Here is a 23534-nt window from a genome sequence, read left to right as displayed (position 1 = left end):
GTATTTAAAGAAGAGATTGATAAAGTGTTTCGTAACGCTTAGCTACGACAGCCTCTGCGTACTCGGATTCTACTTTGGAGCGAGCCTGTTTACATAAATCCTCATAGTTGGGATGTTGTAAAATATGCACTATTCCATTGGCTAAATCTTCAGCAGAAGGAGCTTTTGCCACATATCCCGTTTGAAGGTGTTCTATCATTTCAGGAATACCCCCTGTTTCAAACCCTACCACTGGTGTTCCACAAGCCATAGCTTCCATGATGGTGTTCGGAAGATTTTCTTCCAAAGACGGAATCACAAAAACATCCGCAGCGGAATAGGTAGTCGCTATTTTCGAAAGATCAAAGAGACGACCTAAAACATTTACTTTGCAGGGAATATTTACAAAATCTGCTTCTTGGGCTTGTCCCATCACCAATAATTCTACACTATCTTTTAATGAGGGATTTTGTGTTATTAAATGCTGAATCGCCTTTTCAAAGTATTGAAAGCCTTTGCGTGTATCACTAATTTTCATGGCAGCAAACAAGATATATTGCTTATTCTGTGCCAAATTAAGCTGTTGGCGAGCTTCTGTCTTGTTTCGCGGATAAAAAAGCTTTGTATCTACAGGATTAGGAATCGAAATGACTTTTTTGCCTTGCAATAAACTACTTTGACGGGCTTTTTCAGCCAGCCATTCACTACAAGCCACAAGGGTTAAATCCATTTGTTCAAATAATGCCTTTTTTTGAAGCCAAACTTGATGGGATAGGTCATCAGCTGATGGCTTTTTCAAAAAGTGTTCACAATTTCCACAGACTTGTTGATAACTTTCGCAAGTACCGCTATAATGACATCCACCTGTGAATGCCCACATATCATGCAAGGTCCATACGAATGGGCGATTTAGTTTGGACAATTGAGTTAAAGATTTTACAGATAGAAAACCAAAATTTACCCAATGTAAATGAAAAACTTCTGCATCCCTAACAACTGGTTCGGAGGTGACATCTATTCCTATTTGAGCTTGCGAAAAAACAAAGCGAACCTTTTTTGAATTTTCATAAAAAGCAAACTGATAACGATCGGCTGCAAATCGAGCCAAGGCGATTTTTTGTTGTAACCAATTATGAGCAACAGAATACACCTCTGGCGCTTTTCCTTTTCGGTCTTGAACCAGCATGCACGACTGCACACCATGGCGCCCGAGCGCCTGATGTAAGCGAGAAGCTGCAATAGAGGCTCCTCCAAAAGTATCAAATGTGCTAAAAATTGTTACCCTCACGAACGTTTACTTCTTTTTGTTTTAAAAGAATAATGACAAGACTCAATGAGTTGTCTCGTTACTTTTTTCCTTTAAAAATGAAACTATTTGCAAATATCCTTCGAGTTTGTGTAAAAGCCTTAGCTATCCTGATATTTCTCTAAAAAGCACCTAAATATCATGGTTTTGGAGACTATTTTTGATTGCGTACAATGACAATCCGTAACAAACGGAATGATATTACCTTTTTTTTCTGACATTTATAAGTATTATCCAAAAAACATCAAAATAATACAAAAAATTATTGGATTTAAAGAAGTATAAATTATATTTATCCAATAATTTCTTGTACTATGCTAAAACATTAATTTCCTTTGTATAAAAATTCAATTCATAGTTTTTGCTTTTTGCAACAACGAATTGAACTAAAATTCCCAACCATCTGTAGTTCAAAGGTATTGTATTAGTGATAAGCCTTGATAATCAGCTAGTCACATAATATTTACTAGGTAATGGAAATGTGTGAGTATCAGTGCAAAATAGATGATTAAATAAGGCATCCAGCGATTGAGAATCTTTGATGTTTGTACCAATATGTAAACCTTCCCCTATCTAGCAAAGCCAAAAGTTAGCATTAACCTTGCAACGAAGCTGGACTGTATTCATAAATTAATATCTTAAACTAACACGTAATGTTCATTAACGCAATTGCAAGTTACCTGCCCGAACAAGTTGTTACGAATGCCTATTTTCAAGAACTCAATGGATTGACCGACGAATGGATTGTTGAGCGTACTGGAATTCGTGAGCGTCGCAAAGCATCATCTGAGGAGAATACGCATACAATGGCATTGGAGGCAGCCAAAAAGATTACTGAAAGTTTACCTTACGACATTTCTGAAGTTGACCTAATTGTAGGTGCTACCTACACTCCACACGATAATATATTTACACTAGGCCACGCATTACAACACGCATTAAATATTTCTGAAATACCAGTAGTAACGATTTCTTCTGCTTGTTCTTCATTACTCAATGCAATCGAAATAGTTCAGGGATATTTTGCTATGAACAAAGCCAGCAAGGCTCTCGTAGTTGTTTCGGAGCATAACACTGCTTACAACAACGAAGACGATACCAAAGCTGGACACCTTTGGGGCGATGGCGCAGCGGTATTATCTATCTCCAAAGAAAAAGCGGGAGAGCAAAACTGGGAAATCAAAGATTTGATTACAGGTGGTGCAGCCAATGTAGGTAAAGCTTCGGAAGGAGTAACACTTAAGCCGCTTCACCGTGGTTTGATTATGCCTTATGGTAAGGATGTATTTATCAATGCTTGTACTTATATGCCCAAAGTAAGTAAACAAGTAATGGAGAAAAACGGATTGACGGTTGAGGATATTTCGTTTGTGATTCCTCACCAAGCCAACTATCGTATCACCAAAAACGTAGCTGGAACATTGGGTGTTCCTGACGAAAAAATGCTTTCAAATATCCATTACTTAGGCAATACAGGTTGTGCTGGTTGTGCGATTGCAATGGACGAAAATAAAGGTAGATTCGAAAAAGGCAATAAAATCATCGTAACGGTATTTGGCGGTGGTTACTCTTATGGAGCTATGCTTGTTGAGATTTAATCAGAAAATCGAAAAATATTTCAATTTTTTAAAGAATTCATGCAAAAACCAAAACCACTAAGTTGCTTAGTGGTTTTTTTATTGGACAAAAGAAAGACATATTACGGTTTTTGACCGAAATTATTAAATGGGGCTTCTCCTATTCAGAATAATTTTTATATTTGCTTTGATGTCAACTGGAAATTTTACCTCGAAAATCTTATTGGCCTCAATTTTAAACCAGATTATTCATTTTTCTAATATTCTCAAATAGATAAAACTATGTCGACAGGTTTAGACGCTCTTACCAAGAAAAACATTGATACTTGGCTAACTGGTAACTATGATGAAGAAACTAAGGCTAAAATCCAGCAATTGCTAGACGAAGGCAAAGAAACAGAACTTTCAGATTCGTTCTATAAATCGTTGGAGTTTGGTACTGGCGGTATGCGTGGAGAAATGGGTGTGGGTTCGAACCGTATGAATAAATACACCGTAGGAGCTGCTACACAGGGTTTTTCAAACTATCTCAAACAAAGTCTTCCAGGCAAAGAAATCAAAGTTGCAATTGCACACGATTCTCGTAACAACTCTCCTTTCTTTGCTCGTATTTGTGCTGATATTTTCTCGGCAAATGGGATGAAAGTATATCTTTTCTCGGCACTTCGTCCTACTCCTGAACTATCATTTACGATACGTCATTTGGGTTGCGATGCTGGTTTGGTAATTACGGCATCTCACAACCCTCGCGAATACAATGGTTACAAAGCTTATTGGAACGATGGTTCACAGGTGGTTGCCCCTCACGATAAAAATATCGTGACAGAAGTAAATAACATCACTTCGGTAGATGATATCAATTTCAACGGCAACGAATCGCTTATTACCTTTATCGGTGAAGAAGTAGATAAAGAATACTTAAAGACAATCCAGCATAATAGCATCAATCCAGACGTAATTGCTCGTCAGAAGGATTTGAAAATTGTATATTCTTCTATTCACGGTACAGGTATTACTTTGGTGCCCCAAGCTTTGGCTTTATTAGGCTTTGAAAATGTAAACGTAGTAGAAGCACAAGCTGAGCCAAATGGTGACTTCCCAACAGTAGTATATCCAAACCCAGAAGAAACAGAAGCAATGACTTTGGCTGTAAACTTGGCTAAAGATATTGATGCTGATTTGGTAATTGCTACTGACCCAGATGCCGATCGTGTAGGTGCTGCTGTAAAAAATCCTCATGGCGAATGGGTATTGTTGAATGGAAACCAAATGGCGAGCTTAATTATCTATTATTTGTTGGGTGCTTGGGAAAAAGCAGGCAAACTAACAGGTAAAGAATTTGTGGCTAAAACCATCGTAACAACTGAAATCATTGCAAAAATGTGTGCTGGCAAAGGTGTAAAATGTTATGATACCTTAACTGGCTTTAAATACATCGCTGCGGTAATTCGTGAATTGGAAGGCAAAGAGCAATTTATTGGTGGTGGCGAAGAATCTTATGGCTATTTGATTGGTGATGCCGTTCGTGACAAAGATGCTGTAGCTTCTTGTGCAATGATTGCAGAATTGACAGCTTATGCAAAAGATAATGGTAAGTCATTGTTTGACTTCTTGACAGAAATGTACCAAGAAAACAATTTCTACTACGAAGGCTTGATTTCTTTGACTAAAAAAGGAAAAGCTGGTGCTGAAGAAATTCAACAAATGATGGCAAATCTTCGTGCCAACTTGCCAACTTCTGTAGCTGGTTCTGAGCCAGTAACGGTATTAGATTACAAAAACTTAACTTCGAAAGACCTCAAAACAGGTGAAATCACTGCGATTCCTGAAGGCTTAGGTATGGAGTCATCTAACGTAATTCAGTTGATTTTAGCAGATGGTTCAAAAGTTTCGGCACGTCCGTCAGGAACAGAACCAAAAATCAAATTCTATGTTTCGGTAAATGCGCCATTAGCTAATCCTGCCGACTTTGATGACACGCTTGCAGCTTTAAAAGCTAAGGTTTCAGCTATTCAAGAAGATTTGGGATTGAAATAATGATATAAATCATTGAATAGCTAAAGCGGTGTTATCTTTGCGGATAACACCGCTTTTTTTTGACCATTCACTCATTAAATCATTCACTTTTTCAAGAATTATTCAGTAATTAGCATCAGAAGTTAGTGACATGATTTTTGTTCGAATACCGTTTTTACTCTTTAAACTTATCTATCGCCGATATTCGCACTAAGTCTTGCGGGCTTCAAATGTTGTTTTATTTTCATTAAAACCCATAAAACATTCATTTAGGTTTTATTCTAAACATTTCAAAATCATGAAAAATTTTAAATTTTCAGCCCTTCTTTTTGCTGTTGTAGCATTACTTAGTTTTTCTTCACAAGCTCAAACATTTAAACGTGGTGACAAAATTTTAAACGCTGGCGTAGGTTTATTGTATTTAGGAGCTTATGCAAACGCAGAGTTTGCGATTGAAGATAATATTGGGATTGGTCCAATGGTAGGATATACGTACTATAATGCAGGTGTTCTGTCAGGTTATTCGGGAGATTATAGCTATGGTCAATTTAGAGTAGGTGCTAGAGGTGCATACCACCTAGGGGATGTGCTTAATGTGAGAGATAATTCTGTGGACCCTTACGTTGCTGTTGGAGCAGGTTTACTCTTCGATCGTAACAATTATACTTACAATGCAGGTACAGGCAATGTTACGTATGGTACGCGTACAGGTATCTTTATCAACCCTCGTGCAGGTGCTCGTTTTCCATTAGGTAATAATCTATCAGGCTTTGCTGAAGTAGGTTGGGGTGGTTCTTGGGTGACTGCGGGTATTTCGTTAGGATTGTAATATTTAGTAATAAAAACAAGATAAGGTTTAAAGCCAGATTTACTTTCATATATTTCCAGAAGAAAGTAAATTTGGCTTTAATTATATCTCAACTATGAATCAAAAAAATCGTCTTTATCTAGTACTGGGCTTGATATCTGTTGTGTCATTGGCCTCTTCATTTTCTACGAATACCGTCAAAAAAATTAGTATGCTCATGGTTGCTCGTTCTAACAAAAACGGAAAAACAGCCACCATCAAATCAGAAATAGCCTATCAGGTAGCGGGAGGTAGAATGGTAAGCCATTTTACACAACCAAACAATCAGTATATTATCAACAATGCAAAAGGTGAGGTAAGTATTTATGACCCATCTAAAAATACTGTTATTCAACAGGTAAACTATATCTTTAGTACTGAAACTACACAGTTTTATTATTTCTTAAATAACCAAAAATCTGATTTAGGTTTGAGAAATATGGGCTTTACCAACAAAGCGACTAAATTTGAGAAAAACCTCATGATTAGCACATGGATAGCGCCTGCTAAATTGAGCAAAAGTATTCGTTCGGTAGAATTGGTACATAATGGCGGAAATCCGATTTATACCAAATATATCGACGGCGATGGAAAGGTGATGAAAAAGGTATATTATTACAATTTTCAAAAACTTGGAGACATCGAATTTCCTTTGGCAGTTACACAAATTGATTTTTTTACTGCCAAAGATTCTGTTATTACCAAAACCTCTTATTCAGACATCAAAATCAACGAGACTGTTAATCATGAATTGCTTAACTTTTCGATTCCGCTCAATGCCAAAGCTCTTAAGTAAAATACTTGTCTTAGTGCTAGGATTACTCGCTGGCAACTCGCTTATGGCACAAAGTCTAGAAGCAGATTTACAATTTTTAGATAAAAAAGAGCAAGCCGAACAATCGCAAGTAACCTCATCTGTTGGAAAGAAGGGATTTCACCCTATTTCTTTTGTTATGAATGGTACATTAACCTTTTACCAAAAAGTAATTTCACCACAGTTTTCAGCAAACTGTCTTTACGAACTATCTTGCTCACGCTTTAGTCGCGAGGCGATTCGTATGTATGGACCGCTCAAAGGAGTAGCGCTTAGTGCCGACAGATTGGCACGCTGTAACCGCATTAGTGGTACTACTATCAATCCATTCAGAGTAAATGAGCAAGGTAAAGTCATTGACTCGCCTCAAATGTATAAGTAAGCGAACCTCGTATTCCTCTCCACTATGTCTGATAAGCTTCATATTCGATTTTGGGTTATTCTTAGTTGCGTGTTGCTCCTTGGTGTCCAATCGGGTATTTCTCAAATCACGAAAGATAGCCTCTTTTTACAACATTTGATTGGCAAAGAACAGTATCACGACGCTATTACCTTTACCAATCAACTTGAACAAAAATATCCTATCTCAATACAATCCAAATTGCAATTGGCTTACCAAAAGGGATTTGCTTTTTATTCGCTCAAACAACTCGACTCGGCAAGTGTCTACTTTTCAAAAGTTTCTTCAGAAAGTCCATATTTTTCACAATCTCAGTTTTGGGCAGGATTATCAGATAGCTATTTGAGAGATTTTACAAAGGCCGAAAAATACTTTAAGGCTATTGATTCAAAAGATAGTCTTAATCGCTCGTTACAAACCTTTGAGCTAGCAGGTTTGGCGCTTTTACAACGAAATCAGCAACGATTTGATTCTCTACAGAGACACCTCGATCCTTCGCTTTATGCTTTACAAAAGCAACAAGCTAATTATTTGCTTTACCGAGACGATATTTTGAAGCAACAAAAAAAATCAGGTTTTAAGGCAGGGTTATTATCTGCTATTATTCCTGGAGCGGGTAAGATTTATGCAGGTGGACAATTGGGACAAGGAATTTCTGCCTTTTTACAAAATACCATTCTTGGGTTACAAGCTTATGAAGGCTTGCGTAAAGATGGTGTTGGGAGTCCTCGATTTATTATTTATGGAAGTTTATTTAGCCTTTTTTATATAGGAAACATCTGGGGAAGTGCTTTAAGTGTCAAAATCAAAAGACAAGAATTTAATGAAAAAATCGACGAGCAAATTTTATTTGATATGCATATTCCTTTGCGCACCCTTTTTAATTAAAGCGCAAAATAGTAATACCATTGTATCAAAAGCTGACAGTTTGTTTCGTCAACAACAATATGACGAAGCTATGTTGGGCTATGAACAAGCATTTTTCGAGCTTAGCGAATGGCCTGATACAAGTCTTAGCAATCAGCAAATTCAAGATTTAAAAAATACCTTTTTACTAAAAAAACTTTACTGTCAAAAAGCAGCACAGAAGTTTACAATGGCCTTACAAACCAGTCAGCGCTTTGATTTTAGTAACCTCGAAGATAAAAAACAAATACCACTTCGGTACGAAACGGTAGTGTGTAGCTTTTTGGCAGGGCTTTATGACGACTGCTTTAATAATATCCAGCAGTTTAAATATTTCGTAAAAGATAGTACACAACATACGCCAACGTTGCTTTGGGAAATACTCTCACTTACCCAACTAGCTCTTTATGATGAAGCAAAAGCGTTAATTCCAAGCTATAATCAAGCTTTTCATACACAGATTAATGCAGAAGAGCTATTTACTTTTGCACAGAAACCAAAATTTAGAAGTGTCAAAAAAGCCGAAGCTTTGGCAACTTTTGTACCAGGGGCAGGAATGATTTATGCTGGAAATACTACACAAGGAATTGTTTCGCTGGTACTACAACTTGGAACGCTTGGTTATGGTGCTTACAGTATAATAAATGGCTATTATTTTACAGGAATATTTACAGGGCTAGGGCTATTTCAAGCCTTTTATTTTGGGGGAGTTCGCAGGAGCGCCTATTTGGCTGAACAGAAGAATATTGACCTAAAAAATCAGTATTATCAACAAGTCAAAAAAGGGCTTTTGGCAAATCGGAAATAGCCTTAAAAGAAAAAGCTGAAGGAGAACCCTTCAGCTTTTATTATTTTTGAATCGTCAAATTCTTATTTTCCTCCCCACATAAAGAATTTAGGGTTGTCTGTGTATTTGCCGATACCTTCGTCTTGTACCAAAGCGATTAACAATACTACCCAGTCAACAAACGCTACGATACCGCAACCACCCAAAGTAAGGATATAACCTACTCCAGTCAAGGTAGCTGTACCCATGTAGAAACGGTGGATACCCAAACCGCCCAAAAATGTTGATAAAATAAATGCTACAACAGGGTCTTTGCTTGCTGCAACAGAACTAGCTGGCATAGAGGTAGAAGCTGCCAACATGTTGTTTTGAGTAGAAACCTCAGCATTCGAAACAGGAGTAAGGTAATTTACCTCTACACCTTCATTTAAAGTTGTTTCGATAGCAGCGTCATCTACAAAATACTCAGACGATGATGAAGCAAAAGACTTAGTGCATACAGATGCAAAAAGCATTGCTGATAAAATGATAGATTTTTTCATAATTAAGAAAGCTTTGCAATTGAACGATAATTAATAAAGCACTGCAATATATAGATAAATTTTCAACAAAAATCAAAGAATTATCATCTCTGTATAAACGGTAAAATAATTGTTTTTAAAGAAAGATTAACATCAATGATTTTCAGGGGTTTAAAAGCTTAAAATACGATTTTATTAACAAATTAGCAAGAATCCACAGTCATAGTTTATTTTGCATTTACACAAAAAGGCTCAAACTAATTTTTGCTTTTGCGTAAATTAGTTCGAGCCTTAAAATAGAAAATTTAATGTTGTTCTTATGCCTCTGCCGCCAACTTAAATTCCGAAGTAAAGTGGAATTGAATATCAGGGTTATTTTGGATATTCATACGCAAAATCCAATCAGATTCAGCCAAGAATACGTAGTTCCCATCTTTATCAGTAGCGATTTGTTGTCCTTTTAAACGAACAAATTCTAATAATTTTTTAGTGTCTTCTGCTGTAATCCAACAAGCCTTGGCAATATCACGGTGATCAAAGCGACATTTTGCGCCATATTCATGCTCCAAACGATATTGAATTACCTCATATTGGAGTTCCCCTACTGTACCTACAATTTTACGATTACCTAATTGTGTTTGAGTAAACAACTGCGCTACCCCTTCGTCTGTCAACTGCTCAATCCCTTTTTCCAATTGTTTGGCTTTCATTGGATCGAGGTTGATAAGTTCTTTAAAGATTTCAGGAGAAAAGCTTGGAATACCTTGGTAAAACATATTTTCACCTTCCGTGAGTGTATCTCCTATCTTAAAATTACCTGTATCATACAAACCTACTACGTCGCCAGGGAAGCCTTCGTCGATAACTTCCTTATCTTGCGCCATAAAGTTATAAGGGTTATTGAAACGCACGTTTTTGTCTAAACGCACATGCTTATAAAACTTATTACGCTCAAATACACCCGAACAAATACGCAAGAATGCGATTCTATCACGGTGCTTTGGATCTAAGTTAGCATGGATTTTGAAGATAAAACCTGAGAATTTTTTCTCATCTGGCTCTACAATGCGTGTATCTGTTTGGCGCTTTTGAGTTGATGGTGCAATTTGAGTAAATGTATCCAGCAATTCTTGTACCCCAAAGTTATTTACTGCCGAACCAAAGAATACAGGAGCAACATCGCCCGACAAGTAAGTAGAACGGTCAAAATCGTCATAAACACCTTCGATAAGTTCAACATCTTCACGAAGCTGATTCGCATCACGTTCGCCAACACGTTTGTCTAGTTCCTCAGACCAAATATCTACAGAAACAACCTCTTTTTCAATTTTGGTTTTGTTGGCACTAAACAAGTTTAGAGACTTTTCATAAAGGTTATATACCCCTTTAAAGTTAGCTCCAATATTGATAGGCCAAGTCAATGGACGAACTTTGATACCAAGTTTTTGCTCTAACTCGTCCAGTAGGTCAAACGCATACTGACCTTCGCGGTCCATTTTATTGATGAAAATGATTACTGGCGTATTACGCATACGACATACCTCCATCAATTTTTCGGTTTGTTCCTCAACCCCTTTTACACAGTCGATTACCAAGATAACTGAGTCTACAGCCGTAAGCGTACGGTAAGTATCTTCGGCAAAGTCTTTGTGACCTGGTGTATCGAGGATATTGATTTTTACATCATTATATTCAAAAGTCATTACCGAGGTAGCCACCGAGATACCTCTTTGACGCTCGATTTCCATAAAATCGGAGGTTGCACCCTTTTTGATTTTATTTGATTTTACAGCCCCCGCTGTTTGGATTGCTCCCCCGAACAAAAGTAGTTTTTCGGTAAGCGTAGTTTTACCCGCATCGGGGTGGGAAATGATACCGAATGTACGGCGTTTTTGTATTTCTTCTTGTAACGTTGCCATATTTAATAATCGACTGTCAAAATCGAAATGCAAAATTACGGATAAAAAAACAAAACCCACAGGTTTTTTGGGATTGAGTGCTTTGAATTTGAGTGAATTAAACTTCTCAATAAAATCAAAAGGCTCTAACAAATCAATGCTAGAGCCTTTTGCAGTGTAATTTACACGTAATGTCGTAAATCTATTTTTCGTTCAAATTACTGTTTGGCTTACCGTACAAGAAATATACAACCAAACCAATTAGCAACCATCCGAATGCCAATTTTTGAGCCAAACCATCCAAGTTGAGAATCAAGAAAAGGTTTGTTAAGATACCCAGTGGCGCAACGATTTTCAAGGCTGGAGCTTTGAAGTCACGCTCTAAGTTAGGTTCTCTGTAACGCAATAATAATACTGCCAAACATACCATGGCAAAAGCAAACAAAGTACCGAATGAACACATATCACTCAATACACCGATTGGTGTAAATGCTGATACAACAGATACTAAGAAACCTACCAAGATTGTGCTTTTCCAAGGAGTGCGGAAAGTTGGGTGAACCTGACGGAAGAAGTTGGGTAACAAACCATCTTTTGCCATACCTAAGAATACACGTGTTTGACCTAACATCATTACCAACATTACTGAAATCAAACCTGCCGTAGCAGCAGCAGTGATGATAAATACAGCCCAAGGTTGACCTACTTTATCAAATGCGTAAGCTACTGGTGCTTTCAAAGCATCACCTACGATATCTTTGTAGTTAATCATACCCGTTAATACTAATGAAACCAAGATATAAAGAACCGTACAAATTACCAATGAAGCGATAATAGCAAAAGGCATATCTTTCTTAGGGTTGATTGCTTCACCAGCTTGCGTAGATACAGCATCAAAACCAATATAAGCAAAGAAAATAGCCGCAGCACCACTGGCAATACCACCCCAACCATAAGCTTCTTTCATAGAACCATCAGCGTGTTCTACCAATTCAGGAGCAGGGATAAATGGAGTCCAGTTAGCTGTGTTTACAAAAAATGCACCTACGATGATTACGAATAAAATCGCAGCTACTTTCAAGACAACAATAATGTTATTGGCACTTGCGGCTTCTTTGATACCTTTTACCAAGATATATGTTACCAACCAAGTAACAACAAATGCAGGCAAGTTGATACCCCAACCTACGTGCTCAAGTCCCATAGATTTGGCATAAGTTGCTGCCGAAAATGGGTCATTTTTTAAATAATAAGGAATTTCAATACCGAATAAGTGGAGTAGTTTATTGAAGTAACCGGACCAACTCACGGCTACAGTCATTGCCCCCATGGCATATTCTAACACAAGTCCCCAACCAATAATCCAAGCAAAGAATTCACCGATTGTACCATAAGCGTAGGCATAAGCTGAGCCTTCTACAGGAAGTAGAGCGGCAAATTCAGCATAGCAAAGAGCTGCAAAAATACAGCCGATACCTGCTAATACGAATGATAATGCCAAAGCCGGGCCAGCATGATAGTGAGCGCCTGTACCAGTTAATACGAAGATACCTCCACCGATAATCGCACCAATACCGATAGCAGTCAAACTCCATTTACCAAGGACGCGCTTCAGCTCACTGTTTTTAATATCTGCCTCGTAAGCTGACATAGGCTTTTTGCGCCAAATACTGTTACTCATAAAGAAAAGGTTTTAGTTTATTTTATTGTGATTGAAGGTAATTACAGAACAGAATTGTATAAACTGTGTTTCAAGATAGTTAATATTTTGTCGTGAAACAAAAAAAGACCTCATAGCTTTTGGGGGCTATGAGGTCTTTGAGAGTAATTACTTAGAAGGGTTTGCAGCTGGCGCTACAGCTTTCTTCTTTCCTGTTCCAAGGTCAATAACGATTGGAGCGGCAACGAAGATAGATGAGTATGCACCAAATACTACCCCGATAAACATCGCAAATGAGAAACCACGTAAGATTTCACCACCAAAGAACAACAATACTGATACTACCAAGAATACTGTCGTAGCTGTCATTACAGTACGGCTCATGGTATGGTTAATCGATGTGTTAATCGTTTGGATAATCAATTCTTTGTTTGACATATCTGCATCCACACCGATTTCTTCACGAATACGGTCAAATACTACCACTGTATCGTTAATTGAGTAACCAATAACAGTCAATACCGCAGCGATGAAAATTTGGTCAATTTCCAAATCCAATCCGAAAATACGAACGATACCTACCATACCCAATACAACTAAGGTATCGTGAATCAAGGCAATAATACTACCCAATGAGTATTGCCATTTACGGAAACGAATCAATATATAGATAAATATGGCAATCAAAGCATAAGCAATTGATACAAATGATTGTGTCAAGATATCATCAGCAATAGTTGCACCTACTTTAGACTCTGAAACAATTGTAGGTTTTGCATCAGCAAATTGTTGTAAACCTTTTTCTAAAGCAGTACGTACTTTTTGATTAGCAGCAGCTGATTCATCTTCAACCAAATAAGAAGTTGTAACTTTCATCTTAGTTGGTCCGTTGAATGTTTTTACTTCAACACCTTTTTCTTCGAAATCATCTTTCAACGCTTCTTTGATGTTTGTTGCATCAACTGGCTTAGTAAATTCTACTACATAAGAACGACCACCTTTGAAGTCAACACCCAAATTGAAACCTCCTTGTGCAATTAATACTACAATACCTACGGCAATTAGGCTCCATGAGAACCAGTAAGAGTATTTACGTTTGCCAATAAAGTCGAAATTCATTCCTTTGAATAGGTCTTTCGAGATAAATGTTTCGAATGTTACTTCTTTCTCTTTACCAGCAGCAATTTTACGTTGTACCATCCAGTCAACTAATACATGTGATACAAATACGGCTGTAAATACTGAAGTAATCAAACCAATACAAAGCGTTACACCAAAGCCTTTTACAGAACCCGACCCAAAGATAATCAAGATAGCCCCAATCAAGAATGTAGTTACGTTACCATCTAAAATAGCAGAAAGGGCTTTTTCATAACCTAATTTTACGGCATCCAACAATCCAACACCACGGTGTAATTCTTCACGAATACGTTCGTTAATCAATACGTTGGCATCGACAGCCATACCCAATGTCAATACAACCCCTGCAATACCTGGTAAAGTCAACGCAGATTGCATTTGTACTAATACTCCCGCAATAAAGAATACGTTGAACAACAAGGCAGCGTTAGCCATCCATCCTGGGTTGCCATAATAACCAATCATAAATACAATCACTAAAATCAAACCAACAGCCATTGACAAATAACCTTGGTTGATAGCTTCCTGACCCAATGATGGACCAATGAAGGCATCTTCAACGATACGAGTTGGAGCTGGCAATTTACCCGCTTTCAATACGTTTGCTAAGTCTTTTGCTTCTTCAATCGTAAATGAACCAGAGATAGATGAACGACCGTTAGGAATTTCACCGTTGATTACTGGCGCAGAATATACGTAGTTGTCTAGTACGATAGCCACACGCTTACCAATGCTAGCCGCTGTCAAGTTTTTCCAGATACGAGCCCCTGTACCGTTCATTACCATTGTTACTTCTGGACGTTGATTTTGGTCGTAGTCATTAGTAGCATCTACAATTACATCACCTTCTAATGGTGCTGGTTGGTTTTCGCTTTTCTTGATAGCTTCCAACTGGATGATTTCGTCACCTGTAGTTGAAGGAATACCTTTAGCATACCATACAAAAGTCAAGTTTGATGGGAACATCATTTTTACTTCTGGACGACGGAACAATTCATTAACACGAGAAGTATCTTTACGCATTACGCCCCAGCTTCTTCCTTGGTTGTCCAAAGGCAAGAATAATTTTGTCAAAGCAGCACCTGCTGTTGTATCTGCTTTTGCTGTATCTTTTTTAGCAGTTTTTGGCGCAGCCAATTGACCTGCCAAACTACTTTTTGAAGTATCAGTAGATGCCGTTGTTGTAGTAGCAACAGTTGCTTTTTTCGCTTTTTCTTCAGCCGCTAAATATTCACCTAATGTGTTCAAGCCTTGTCCCCATTCGTTGATTTCAGCAACTTCAACAAACTCCAATTTGGCAGCACCTGCCAACAATTTACGAGCACGCTCAGGGTTGTCTACACCTGGCAATTCAACTTGAATACGGTTTGTACCTGGCAAACGTTGGATGTTAGGGTTAGCTACACCAAATTTGTCAATACGAGCTTGGATAATTTTGTAAACACGGTCTACAGCACCATCAATTTCTGAGTTTACCACTTTCTTTACTTGAGCATCAGTAGAACCTGAATTCAATTTGTCGCGGTTTACTGAGTTTGCAAAAATCGTAGCTAAACGTTGATTTGGAGCAACTTTAGCAAATTCCTCGAAGAAGATTTCATTGAAAGGCTTAGTCGAAGTTGCTTGCAATTTTGAAGCACTTGCTAATGCTTTCTCAAAATTAGGATCATTACTTTTTCCAGATAAAGCACGTAGAATTTCTACAGGAGAAACTTCCAATACTGCACTGAAACCACCTTCCAAGTCAAGACCTTTGTGAAGAGCATAAGTAGTTACATCTTGCAATGTGAAGCCCAAATAAACAGGTTGCTTCCACAATGAATCGATATAACGAGTTTTTTTAGCTGGGTCGAGTTTGCCATCTTTCGATGTTGCATACGCAATTGCATTTTCACGAACCGCATTAGCCTTCCATGTAAACGAAAGGAAGAACAAACATAGGGCTGAAATAATACCAGTCAGCCACACAATGGCACCTTTGTAACGCATTTGTTTTTAGTTATTTGAAAAATGAATGTGAATTACTTGTGTGTAACAGTTGCCTATTACAAGATTAGAAAAGGGTTTGGTAAGGGTGGAGCAAATGTTGAGTCTGAAGCTTGGGAAATCATGATACAAATGACCAACAAATTGCCCATAAAGCCTATATCGTTAGACTTTCAATCATTTAAACCAAGAAAAAAAGGAATCAGGGAGCATTGGTAGCAATAAAATGCTCGAACAGAATTTCGTAAAGAATATTAGGAGAAGTAACCTTCAATTGCTGACCCAAAGCATGAACTGCCACAGGAATCACAACGTTAGGAATTGAAAAAACAAAATCACTAACAGCATCAAAACTAATACTTGGACTAGCGTGCATTACCGATAATTCACTTACAGAACATTCAGGAGTAGCTCCTTTTTGTTTTTTGGACTGCTCAGTTTTCGCTTTTTTCACACCAGAAAAGTGTACCTGCGATGCCGAAAATGTTTTACCAAAAACGGTAAACATCAGCATCAAGCACACGAAAAAAGTGCTGAACAAACGCGATATGTGAGATGTTTTTTTCATTGTTGAACACAAAAGTAGCAAGTTTTATAGAAGTATCGCAAACTTTACACCAAATTTTACGTCTGTATAAAAAGAGACTTACCCAATTTTCTTGGGATTTTTATAACAATAATGAGGTATTGCCTACAAAAAATTTCAAAAGTACAATTGAATAATTTTCTTACTTTTGGGACATAAAACAATCTGTATCTAGCATGTTTAATTATTTAGAACCAACTTATATCAAAAACTTCATTCAAAATGCTTTGACTGAAGACGTCGGTGATGGCGACCATACTTCGCTCTCGACTGTACCGCATGATGCCATTGGACGTGCCAGATTATTGGTAAAAGATAAAGGAATTTTGGCTGGGGTCGAACTTGCCAAAATGATTTTTGCAGAAGTTGATCCTGAGCTTCAGGTTACAACTATCCTCGAAGACGGTATAGCTATCGACCGTGGACAAATCGTATTAACAGTAGAAGGTCGCTCGCAGTCGATTCTAAAGGCTGAGCGCTTGGTACTTAACTGTATGCAACGTATGTCGGGTATTGCGACCTACACACGCTCGATGGTCAATTTGATTGAAGGTACCAATGCCAAATTATTGGATACCCGTAAAACAACGCCAAATTTTAGACTTTGTGAAAAATGGGCTTGCAAAATTGGAGGTGCTGTAAACCATCGCTATGCTCTTTTTGATATGATTTTAATCAAAGATAATCACGTAGATTATGCTGGAGGTATTGCTAATGCAATTCGTCAGGCTAATGAATATTTAGTAAAAACGGGGAAAAACCTCCAAATCGAAATTGAAGTTCGTAACCTTGAAGAATTACAGCAAGTTTTAGCGATTGGTCAAGTAAATAGAATTATGTTGGATAACTTCAGTTTTGAAAACCTTCGTGAGGCAGTTCGCTTAATCGATGGTAAATACTTGACCGAAGCTTCGGGCGGTATCAACGAAACTACCATTCGCCAATATGCCGAATGTGGCGTAGATTATATTTCGAGTGGAGCATTGACTCACCAAATCAAAAGCTTAGATTTAAGTTTGAAAGCATACTAAGCATTAACGCTGAATTATAAGCTGTAAGTGTTTTCAGCTATGGCGGATTGGGGATTTCTGATTTCGGAATTCTATAAAATAGCTTAAAAGTATGTTACACCTCCGCGTGGCATAGCTTGCAATTTCATATTAGTACCTATTAAAACTTGATTTATTTTAAATTAGAAAACAATTCACCGATTAATAAAAAATGAACTTACTAGACGAAGTAAATAAAGTAGGCTATGTGAGCCGTTCGGTACCTTTTAAGGGAACTGACTTAAAAGAAGAAATTTTAAAACTCAAAAAAGAAAAAAATGCTGTAATCTTGGCTCACTACTATGTAGATGCTGAAATTCAAGATTTGGCTGACTTTTTGGGAGATAGTCTTGCCTTGGCGCAAGCAGCCGAAAAAACAGATGCCGACATGATTGTATTTTGTGGTGTACATTTTATGGGTGAGACAGCCAAGATTTTGAACCCACACAAAAAGGTCGTTATCCCCGACTTTAATGCAGGTTGTTCGTTGGCAGATTCTGCTCCAAAAGAGGAATTTGCCGCTTTCAAGGCGCAGTATCCTGAAGCTGTTGTAGTAAGTTATATCAACTGTACGGCTGATATAAAAGCTATGACAGATATTATTTGTACTTCGTCAAATGCTCTCAAGGTGGTTGAATCGATTCCTGCGGATAAGCAAATCATCTTTGCACCAGATGCCAATTTGGGAAGATATGTAGCGAAGAAAACAGGACGTGACCTTATTCTTTGGGATGGAGCTTGTATCGTTCACATCGATATTTCTTTAGAGAAATTGAAAAAAGTGAAGGAGGAAAACCCTAATGCTTTATTGATTGCTCACCCAGAATGTAAAGAGGTTATTCTTTCTCAAGCTGATTTTGTAGGCTCAACTACCGCTCTTTTGAATTTTGTAAAAGATTCTGATTGCCAAGAGTTTATCGTAGCTACAGAAGCTGGTATTTTACATAAAATGAAGGAGTCGGTTCCTAACAAGAAGATTATTCCAGCGCCTGCCAACGAGAAAAACACTTGCGCATGCTCAGAATGTCCATACATGAAAATGAATACCTTAGAAAAACTCTACAACGCTATGTTCTATGAGTTGCCAGAAATTCAGGTAGCAGAAGACGTTCGTGAACCAGCACTCAAAGCCTTAAAAGCTATGTTGGAGATTAGTAAATAGAAATACTTTAGGACTTAGTCTATACAAGAATAGGGGCGCAGATGTGCCTCTATTCTTGTATAGACCTGTATTGGCATATACAGATTTACATAAAAACAATACAATTCCATGAACTCTCTCAACAAGTTACCCCTAAACTCACTTTGTGCCTTTGAACCTAAAAAAAACTAACCCCTCTTCATTAAATAATCATTAACAATATTACCTGACGATTACGCTTTGGGAATCTTGGGTCAACTTTGTGTTGATTTTCAAATTTCTCATTGATATGTTGTCTATAAAATCGCACGCCAAATTTCTGCTAGTCCTTTGGGCTTTGGGTATTGTACTTCATGGTTCTGCTCAAACCCTCGATAAAGATACTTTTTATAGTGAAATCCAGCATCCAGATACCAAACTGCTGAAGTTAAAAGCCCAATATAACTCGGCTGTCGAAAAGCAACAAATGCTTGAGGCTGGGCTTTATTTGCAACAAATGGGACAACTATGTTTTCATTTTGGGCATTATCCTCAAGCTTTAGAGCTTCATTTACAAGCTAATAAGGTGTTGAAAAGCCAGCAAAAACCTCTTCTCTTAGCTGACAACCTTTGCGACTTGGGACTTTTGTATTATTACTTGCGCAATCCCAATGCGGCTCTGCAACAGTATCAGGAAGCTTTAAAGATTTTTCAGAAACAAAAAGAACCAAGCGGTATTGCCAAAACCTATGGTCGTTTGGGGCATTTGTATGAAAAACAAGGTAAATATCCTTTGGCGCTTGACTTTCAGCGCAAAGCTATTTCAGAATATCAAAAAGCTGGTAATCAGAGTGGTATTGCCAAGATTTATGAAAACTTAGGAAGTATTTTTGAAGATTTATCTCGGTATGACTCAGCCTATTTCTATTTCAACAAAGCCCTATCTGTCAACCAAGTAGCCAAAGATGAGCTGTCGCAAATAGAAGTGCTCAATAATTTGGGAGATGTTTTAAGAAAAACAGGAAAAACCCAAGAGGGACTTCAATATTCAAAAAAAGCCTTATCTCTTTCGCAGTCACTTAAAGAAAAATATCAAGAAGCCAGTGCCTACAGAGATATATCGAGAGCCTTGCACGATTTAGGACGTAACGATAGTGCCTATTACTATCTTGAACTAAGTCGAAAAATGACAATGGATATTTATTCCGAAAAAAGTATGCAACAAATGGCTGTACTGCAAGTGATGTATGATATTGCCAAAAAAAATGCAGAAATCGAACGTCTTGACCATGCCACAAAAACCAATCAAATTGTGGGTATTGCCGTCGCAGTGGTATTGGTTCTGTTAGGGAGTTTGGGCTTTGTGATTATGAGTCGCCAACGTATGAAAATTGCCAATGAACTACACTTGAATCAACAAAATCAAAAGGTGTCAGAAACTGAGCAGGCTTTGATGCAAGTCGCTCTTCGTAATCAGCAGTTAGAGGAAGAACATCTTAAAAATCAACTCGAGATAAAAACCCAAGAATTGAGTGCCCACACTTTGCACGTCATTCAAAAAAATCAGCTTTTACAAAAGTTATATCTGCGTTTGGAAGAAACCTTGAAAGATGACCGAAAAAATGTTTCGAAAAATCTGAAACAAATCATGCAAGAAATCAACCAAAGCTTCACGCATGATCATGACTGGGAACACTTCCGTCATGTGTTCGAACAAGTACACCAAAGGTTTTTAGAAAAACTAAAATCTCACACCGAACAGCTTACTTCCAACGATATTCGTCTGATTGCTTTACTCAAAATGAATCTAAACTCCGCTGAAATTGCCTCCTTGTTAGGGGTATCACAAGACAGTCTACGGGTATTGAGATACCGCCTTCGAAAGAAACTCAATTTAGCGCAAGGAGAGAATCTGTCGTCCTTTATTCAGTCTTTATAATTCAGAAACGTAACGTTAACAATTTGATAATGTAACGTTTTTAAAAGTAAAAAGCATTGATTTTTAGGAAATTGTAAAGTTTTAATTCACGCTGTTGCTTTTTTGTTAACGCTCTTTGTAACGCTGTTTCCTTTTTGTAACGGCACGAATTTGCAAATCAAAATAGACTTATTGCACCTTTGTCACAGCAAAAACAACGAGGTATTTCATCTAGGCTCGACTTAGACACAGACCTTTTATGACAATTATGTGCAAATATTTTATCATAGTGTGGTGTTGCTTAATTGCACACCTTGGATTTACACAAAACTTCCAATTTCATGGCTCTGTCGCAGACCAGCAAACAGGCGAACCACTTGTGGGTGCCGTTGTAAGAGCAATACCTCAGGGTGCGTATGATGTTGTTGGATTGGATGGGAATTTTCGAATCAAGGGACTAAAGAAGGGAAAACATACTCTCAAAGTAAGTTATGTGGGCTACCAATCTTTTGAAGAAAATATCGAGATTCCAGAACACACCACTAGAAAAATTCAACTCAAACCACATGCCAATCAAACACTTGAAGAAGTTGTGGTATCCGCCCATAGCGATAAATCTTCTGAGCTTACTGCTCGCTCAGCCGAACGCAATGCGCTACAGTTGATGAATATCGTTTCGGGAAAAGCCATCGAAATTTCGCCTGATTTAACCGTGGCAAATTTAGTACAACGTGTTTCGGGAATTTCGATAGAACGCAATAGCAATGGCGATGGACAATATGCTATTATGCGTGGTATGGACAAACGCTATAATTATACTTTGGTCAATGGTATCAAAATCCCAAGTCCAGACAATAAATATCGTTATGTACCTTTAGATATATTCCCTTCCGAACTGTTAGGTCGCTTAGAAGTAAGCAAATCACTTACGCCCGACAAAGAAGGCGATGCTGTTGGAGGTGTAATCAATATGGTGATGAAAGAAGCTCCAACGCAACTAGAACTAAAAGCTAATTTAGCCACTGGATATAGCGAGTTGTTTATGAATCGCTCATTTGATTCGATGAACAAAAGCTTGATTCATACCCAGTCACCTTATGAGGCTTATGGAAAAACGTATTCGGCTACGATACAGGATTTTGCGAAAGGATTTTTAGATACAAAGTCGGCTTCGCCTATGCCGAATGTCATTGCTGGTTTGTCGGTAGGCAACCGCTATATGCACAATCGTTTGGGGGTAATTTTGGCAGGAAGTTTTCAAAATACTTTCCGTGGTAGCAATAGCGATTTCTACAACTCGACAGTCTACGATACAGAAACGACGTCTCGTATTACCAGTTTGGCGCAACGTAATTATTCGGAGCAACAACAACGTTTGGGCTTACATGCCAAACTAGATTTTGCTCTCAATTCACGTACTAAATTGCAGTGGTACAATGCGTTTATGAATTTGCAAAACTGGCAAGTTCGTCAAACAAAAACTACTGATTTTTCGTCGGGAGGATATGACCCTGTGGCTGGAAATGCAGGTTTGGGATTTTCAACTCGTTTGAGATATACTCGCCAGAGTATTTTTAATTCAACTCTACAAGCCAAACACCAGTTAGCAACAAACCTTTCAGTGAACTGGTCGGCTGTGTATTCCTTGGCAACCAATGCTGTACCAGAAAATACTAGTGTGAATTTTTTAGGAAAAAGAGAAAAATTTGTTGAAACACTTACCTATCCAACGGAAAGCGCCCGTCGTTGGGAGCATAATAACGACCAAGATATAGCGCTTTATGCCAATGTAAATTACCTTTTCAAAGGCATTGATTGGAGTGCAGGTGGTTTGTTTAGAACCAAGCAACGAGATAATTTTTATAACAACTATATCTTTAAACCTATTAATCCTTTTGCCCTTTATCAAACAGATTATAAGCAATATAGCGATTTGTCTTGGTCGTTAGAAAACCCTCGTGGTACAGTAGCTTCGGCACTCAATTACAAAGCTTCCGAGCAAATAGGAGCAGCGTATGTTATGGGGAAATGGACCTCAAAAGAGTGGCAAATTATCACGGGTGTACGTGCTGAGCATACTTCGCAGGGATATGATATGCTATATCCTTTGGGTGAACTTCGTCCATCGGGCACACAAGATTATTGGGATATTTTGCCAAGTATTCATACAAAATATGCCTTGGAAAGTAATCAAACCCTTCGTTTCTCTTATTTCCGCTCTATCAACCGTCCAGGTTTTTTTGAAATTGTGCCAGGAAAAATTGTCAACGAAGAATACCAAGAACGTGGGAACCCTGACCTAAAACGTGCTGTTGCTGACAACATTGATTTCCGTTACGAATATTTCCCTAATGCCTCAGACCAATTAATGGCTGGTATTTTTTACAAAAATATTCAGAACCCTATTGAATACACTTTGCAAGTGGACGAAACTCGTGGACAAGATGTGTTTTATACCCCAGGCAATTTTGGAACAGCACAAAACTATGGTTTGGAATTAGATATGATTAAAAACTTCCAAAACTTTGGTTTCAAAGCTAACTACACCTATACCAACTCTAGTATTACGACCAAAAAAATGATTCGTATTCGTAATGCACAAGGAAATTTAGAGCCTCGTAGCGTTGACCAAACTCGTCCGATGTACGGGCAGTCTGCACACGTAGGAAATCTATCCGTTTTTTATAAAGACGGGAAAAAAGGCATTGATGCACAATTGGCAGCCTCGTATACTGGCGAGCGTATCAATACTGTATCTCAATTTTTGAACAATGACCTTTGGCAAGAAGCTTTTATCCAAATGGATGCTTCCATCGAAAAGAATATAGGGAAACATTGGACTATTTTTGCGAAAGCTAATAACCTTTTGAACACGCCAATGCGCGTTTTTATCAAAAATAGCAACCCTGTAAATTCTTCAATTCCTGAACAATCAGCTCTTAATAACAAAACTTTAATTCGACAAGACTATTATCAACGCAGCTATTTATTGGGCTTGCGCTTCAAACTTTAATTCTAATTTTT

The 23534-nt window shown here is 37.9% G+C and carries 17 protein-coding genes; 11 read left to right on the top strand and 6 right to left on the bottom strand.

The features are described 5' to 3' along the window. Window positions 1-4: 4 nt before the first annotated feature. On the bottom strand, window positions 5-1267 hold the full coding sequence (locus QM491_RS08870; protein WP_283327143.1) for a glycosyltransferase family 4 protein: 1263 nt from the start codon (window positions 1265-1267) through the stop codon (window positions 5-7). A 671-nt stretch (window positions 1268-1938) separates the two neighbouring features. On the opposite strand from QM491_RS08870, the gene QM491_RS08865 reads away from it, so the two are divergent. The 7 genes from QM491_RS08865 (at window position 1939) to QM491_RS08835 (ending at window position 8653) form a co-directional block, all read left to right on the top strand. Continuing rightward, window positions 1939-2883: a 3-oxoacyl-ACP synthase III family protein gene (locus QM491_RS08865; protein WP_283327142.1), complete on the top strand. Its 945-nt coding sequence runs from the start codon at window positions 1939-1941 to the stop codon at window positions 2881-2883. Window positions 2884-3144: 261 nt separating this feature from the next. Next, window positions 3145-4899, top strand: coding sequence for a phospho-sugar mutase (locus QM491_RS08860; RefSeq protein ID WP_283327141.1), 1755 nt, complete (start codon window positions 3145-3147; stop codon window positions 4897-4899). 277 nt (window positions 4900-5176) lie between these two features. Then, entirely contained in the window at window positions 5177-5707 is a 531-nt protein-coding gene (locus QM491_RS08855) for a hypothetical protein (RefSeq protein ID WP_283327140.1), read from the top strand. A gap of 94 nt (window positions 5708-5801) precedes the next feature. Then, a complete protein-coding gene (locus QM491_RS08850; protein WP_283327139.1) occupies window positions 5802-6521 on the top strand; it encodes a hypothetical protein in 720 nt (239 codons plus the stop codon). Further along, entirely contained in the window at window positions 6502-6921 is a 420-nt protein-coding gene (yidD, locus tag QM491_RS08845; RefSeq protein WP_283327138.1) for a membrane protein insertion efficiency factor YidD, read from the top strand. Before QM491_RS08850 ends, yidD begins: the two co-directional genes overlap by 20 nt. A gap of 24 nt (window positions 6922-6945) precedes the next feature. Further along, on the top strand, window positions 6946-7827 hold the full coding sequence (locus QM491_RS08840; protein ID WP_283327137.1) for a tetratricopeptide repeat protein: 882 nt from the start codon (window positions 6946-6948) through the stop codon (window positions 7825-7827). A gap of 40 nt (window positions 7828-7867) precedes the next feature. Next, complete coding sequence (locus QM491_RS08835) at window positions 7868-8653, top strand: hypothetical protein (protein WP_283327136.1); 786 nt, start codon at window positions 7868-7870, stop codon at window positions 8651-8653. A gap of 62 nt (window positions 8654-8715) precedes the next feature. On the opposite strand, the gene QM491_RS08830 is transcribed toward QM491_RS08835, so the two are convergent. From QM491_RS08830 to QM491_RS08810, 5 genes are all read right to left on the bottom strand, one after another. Beyond that, entirely contained in the window at window positions 8716-9174 is a 459-nt protein-coding gene (locus QM491_RS08830) for a TM2 domain-containing protein (protein WP_283327135.1), read from the bottom strand. 296 nt (window positions 9175-9470) lie between these two features. After that, window positions 9471-11072, bottom strand: coding sequence for a peptide chain release factor 3 (locus QM491_RS08825; protein WP_283327134.1), 1602 nt, complete (start codon window positions 11070-11072; stop codon window positions 9471-9473). 181 nt (window positions 11073-11253) lie between these two features. Then, entirely contained in the window at window positions 11254-12732 is a 1479-nt protein-coding gene (locus QM491_RS08820) for an APC family permease (RefSeq protein ID WP_283327133.1), read from the bottom strand. A gap of 147 nt (window positions 12733-12879) precedes the next feature. Beyond that, window positions 12880-15840, bottom strand: a complete 2961-nt coding sequence (gene secDF / locus QM491_RS08815; RefSeq protein ID WP_283327132.1) for a protein translocase subunit SecDF — start codon at window positions 15838-15840, stop codon at window positions 12880-12882. Between the two features lie 199 nt (window positions 15841-16039). After that, window positions 16040-16405, bottom strand: a complete 366-nt coding sequence (locus tag QM491_RS08810; protein ID WP_283327131.1) for a hypothetical protein — start codon at window positions 16403-16405, stop codon at window positions 16040-16042. 194 nt (window positions 16406-16599) lie between these two features. Between QM491_RS08810 and nadC the strand changes: the two genes are divergently transcribed. The 4 genes from nadC to QM491_RS08790 all read left to right on the top strand — a co-directional run bounded on the left by nadC (window position 16600) and on the right by QM491_RS08790 (window position 23523). Continuing rightward, the gene (gene nadC, locus QM491_RS08805; protein ID WP_283327130.1) at window positions 16600-17454 is read left to right on the top strand and encodes a carboxylating nicotinate-nucleotide diphosphorylase; all 855 of its coding nucleotides are present in this window, start codon (window positions 16600-16602) and stop codon (window positions 17452-17454) included. Window positions 17455-17644: 190 nt separating this feature from the next. Continuing rightward, the gene (nadA, locus tag QM491_RS08800; protein WP_283327129.1) at window positions 17645-18634 is read left to right on the top strand and encodes a quinolinate synthase NadA; all 990 of its coding nucleotides are present in this window, start codon (window positions 17645-17647) and stop codon (window positions 18632-18634) included. 268 nt (window positions 18635-18902) lie between these two features. Then, entirely contained in the window at window positions 18903-20531 is a 1629-nt protein-coding gene (locus QM491_RS08795; protein WP_283327128.1) for a tetratricopeptide repeat protein, read from the top strand. 247 nt (window positions 20532-20778) lie between these two features. After that, the gene (locus QM491_RS08790; protein ID WP_283327127.1) at window positions 20779-23523 is read left to right on the top strand and encodes a TonB-dependent receptor; all 2745 of its coding nucleotides are present in this window, start codon (window positions 20779-20781) and stop codon (window positions 23521-23523) included. Window positions 23524-23534: the final 11 nt, after the last annotated feature.

The sequence above is a fragment of the Flectobacillus longus genome (assembly GCF_030056705.1).
Lineage (GTDB): Bacteria > Bacteroidota > Bacteroidia > Cytophagales > Spirosomataceae > Flectobacillus > Flectobacillus longus.
This window is presented reverse-complemented; position numbering and strand designations above follow the sequence as displayed.

Bases quoted from the DNA above. Each gene is read 5' to 3' on its own strand.
- QM491_RS08865 (WP_283327142.1), top strand. From the start codon at position 1,939: ATGTTCATTAACGCAATTGCAAGTTACCTGCCCGAACAAGTTGTTACG.
- QM491_RS08860 (WP_283327141.1), top strand. From the start codon at position 3,145: ATGTCGACAGGTTTAGACGCTCTTACCAAGAAAAACATTGATACTTGG.
- QM491_RS08855 (WP_283327140.1), top strand. From the start codon at position 5,177: ATGAAAAATTTTAAATTTTCAGCCCTTCTTTTTGCTGTTGTAGCATTA.
- QM491_RS08850 (WP_283327139.1), top strand. From the start codon at position 5,802: ATGAATCAAAAAAATCGTCTTTATCTAGTACTGGGCTTGATATCTGTT.
- yidD (WP_283327138.1), top strand. From the start codon at position 6,502: ATGCCAAAGCTCTTAAGTAAAATACTTGTCTTAGTGCTAGGATTACTC.
- QM491_RS08840 (WP_283327137.1), top strand. From the start codon at position 6,946: ATGTCTGATAAGCTTCATATTCGATTTTGGGTTATTCTTAGTTGCGTG.
- QM491_RS08830 (WP_283327135.1), bottom strand. From the start codon at position 9,174: ATGAAAAAATCTATCATTTTATCAGCAATGCTTTTTGCATCTGTATGC.
- QM491_RS08825 (WP_283327134.1), bottom strand. From the start codon at position 11,072: ATGGCAACGTTACAAGAAGAAATACAAAAACGCCGTACATTCGGTATC.
- QM491_RS08820 (WP_283327133.1), bottom strand. From the start codon at position 12,732: ATGAGTAACAGTATTTGGCGCAAAAAGCCTATGTCAGCTTACGAGGCA.
- secDF (WP_283327132.1), bottom strand. From the start codon at position 15,840: ATGCGTTACAAAGGTGCCATTGTGTGGCTGACTGGTATTATTTCAGCC.
- QM491_RS08810 (WP_283327131.1), bottom strand. From the start codon at position 16,405: ATGAAAAAAACATCTCACATATCGCGTTTGTTCAGCACTTTTTTCGTG.
- nadC (WP_283327130.1), top strand. From the start codon at position 16,600: ATGTTTAATTATTTAGAACCAACTTATATCAAAAACTTCATTCAAAAT.
- nadA (WP_283327129.1), top strand. From the start codon at position 17,645: ATGAACTTACTAGACGAAGTAAATAAAGTAGGCTATGTGAGCCGTTCG.
- QM491_RS08795 (WP_283327128.1), top strand. From the start codon at position 18,903: ATGTTGTCTATAAAATCGCACGCCAAATTTCTGCTAGTCCTTTGGGCT.
- QM491_RS08790 (WP_283327127.1), top strand. From the start codon at position 20,779: ATGTGCAAATATTTTATCATAGTGTGGTGTTGCTTAATTGCACACCTT.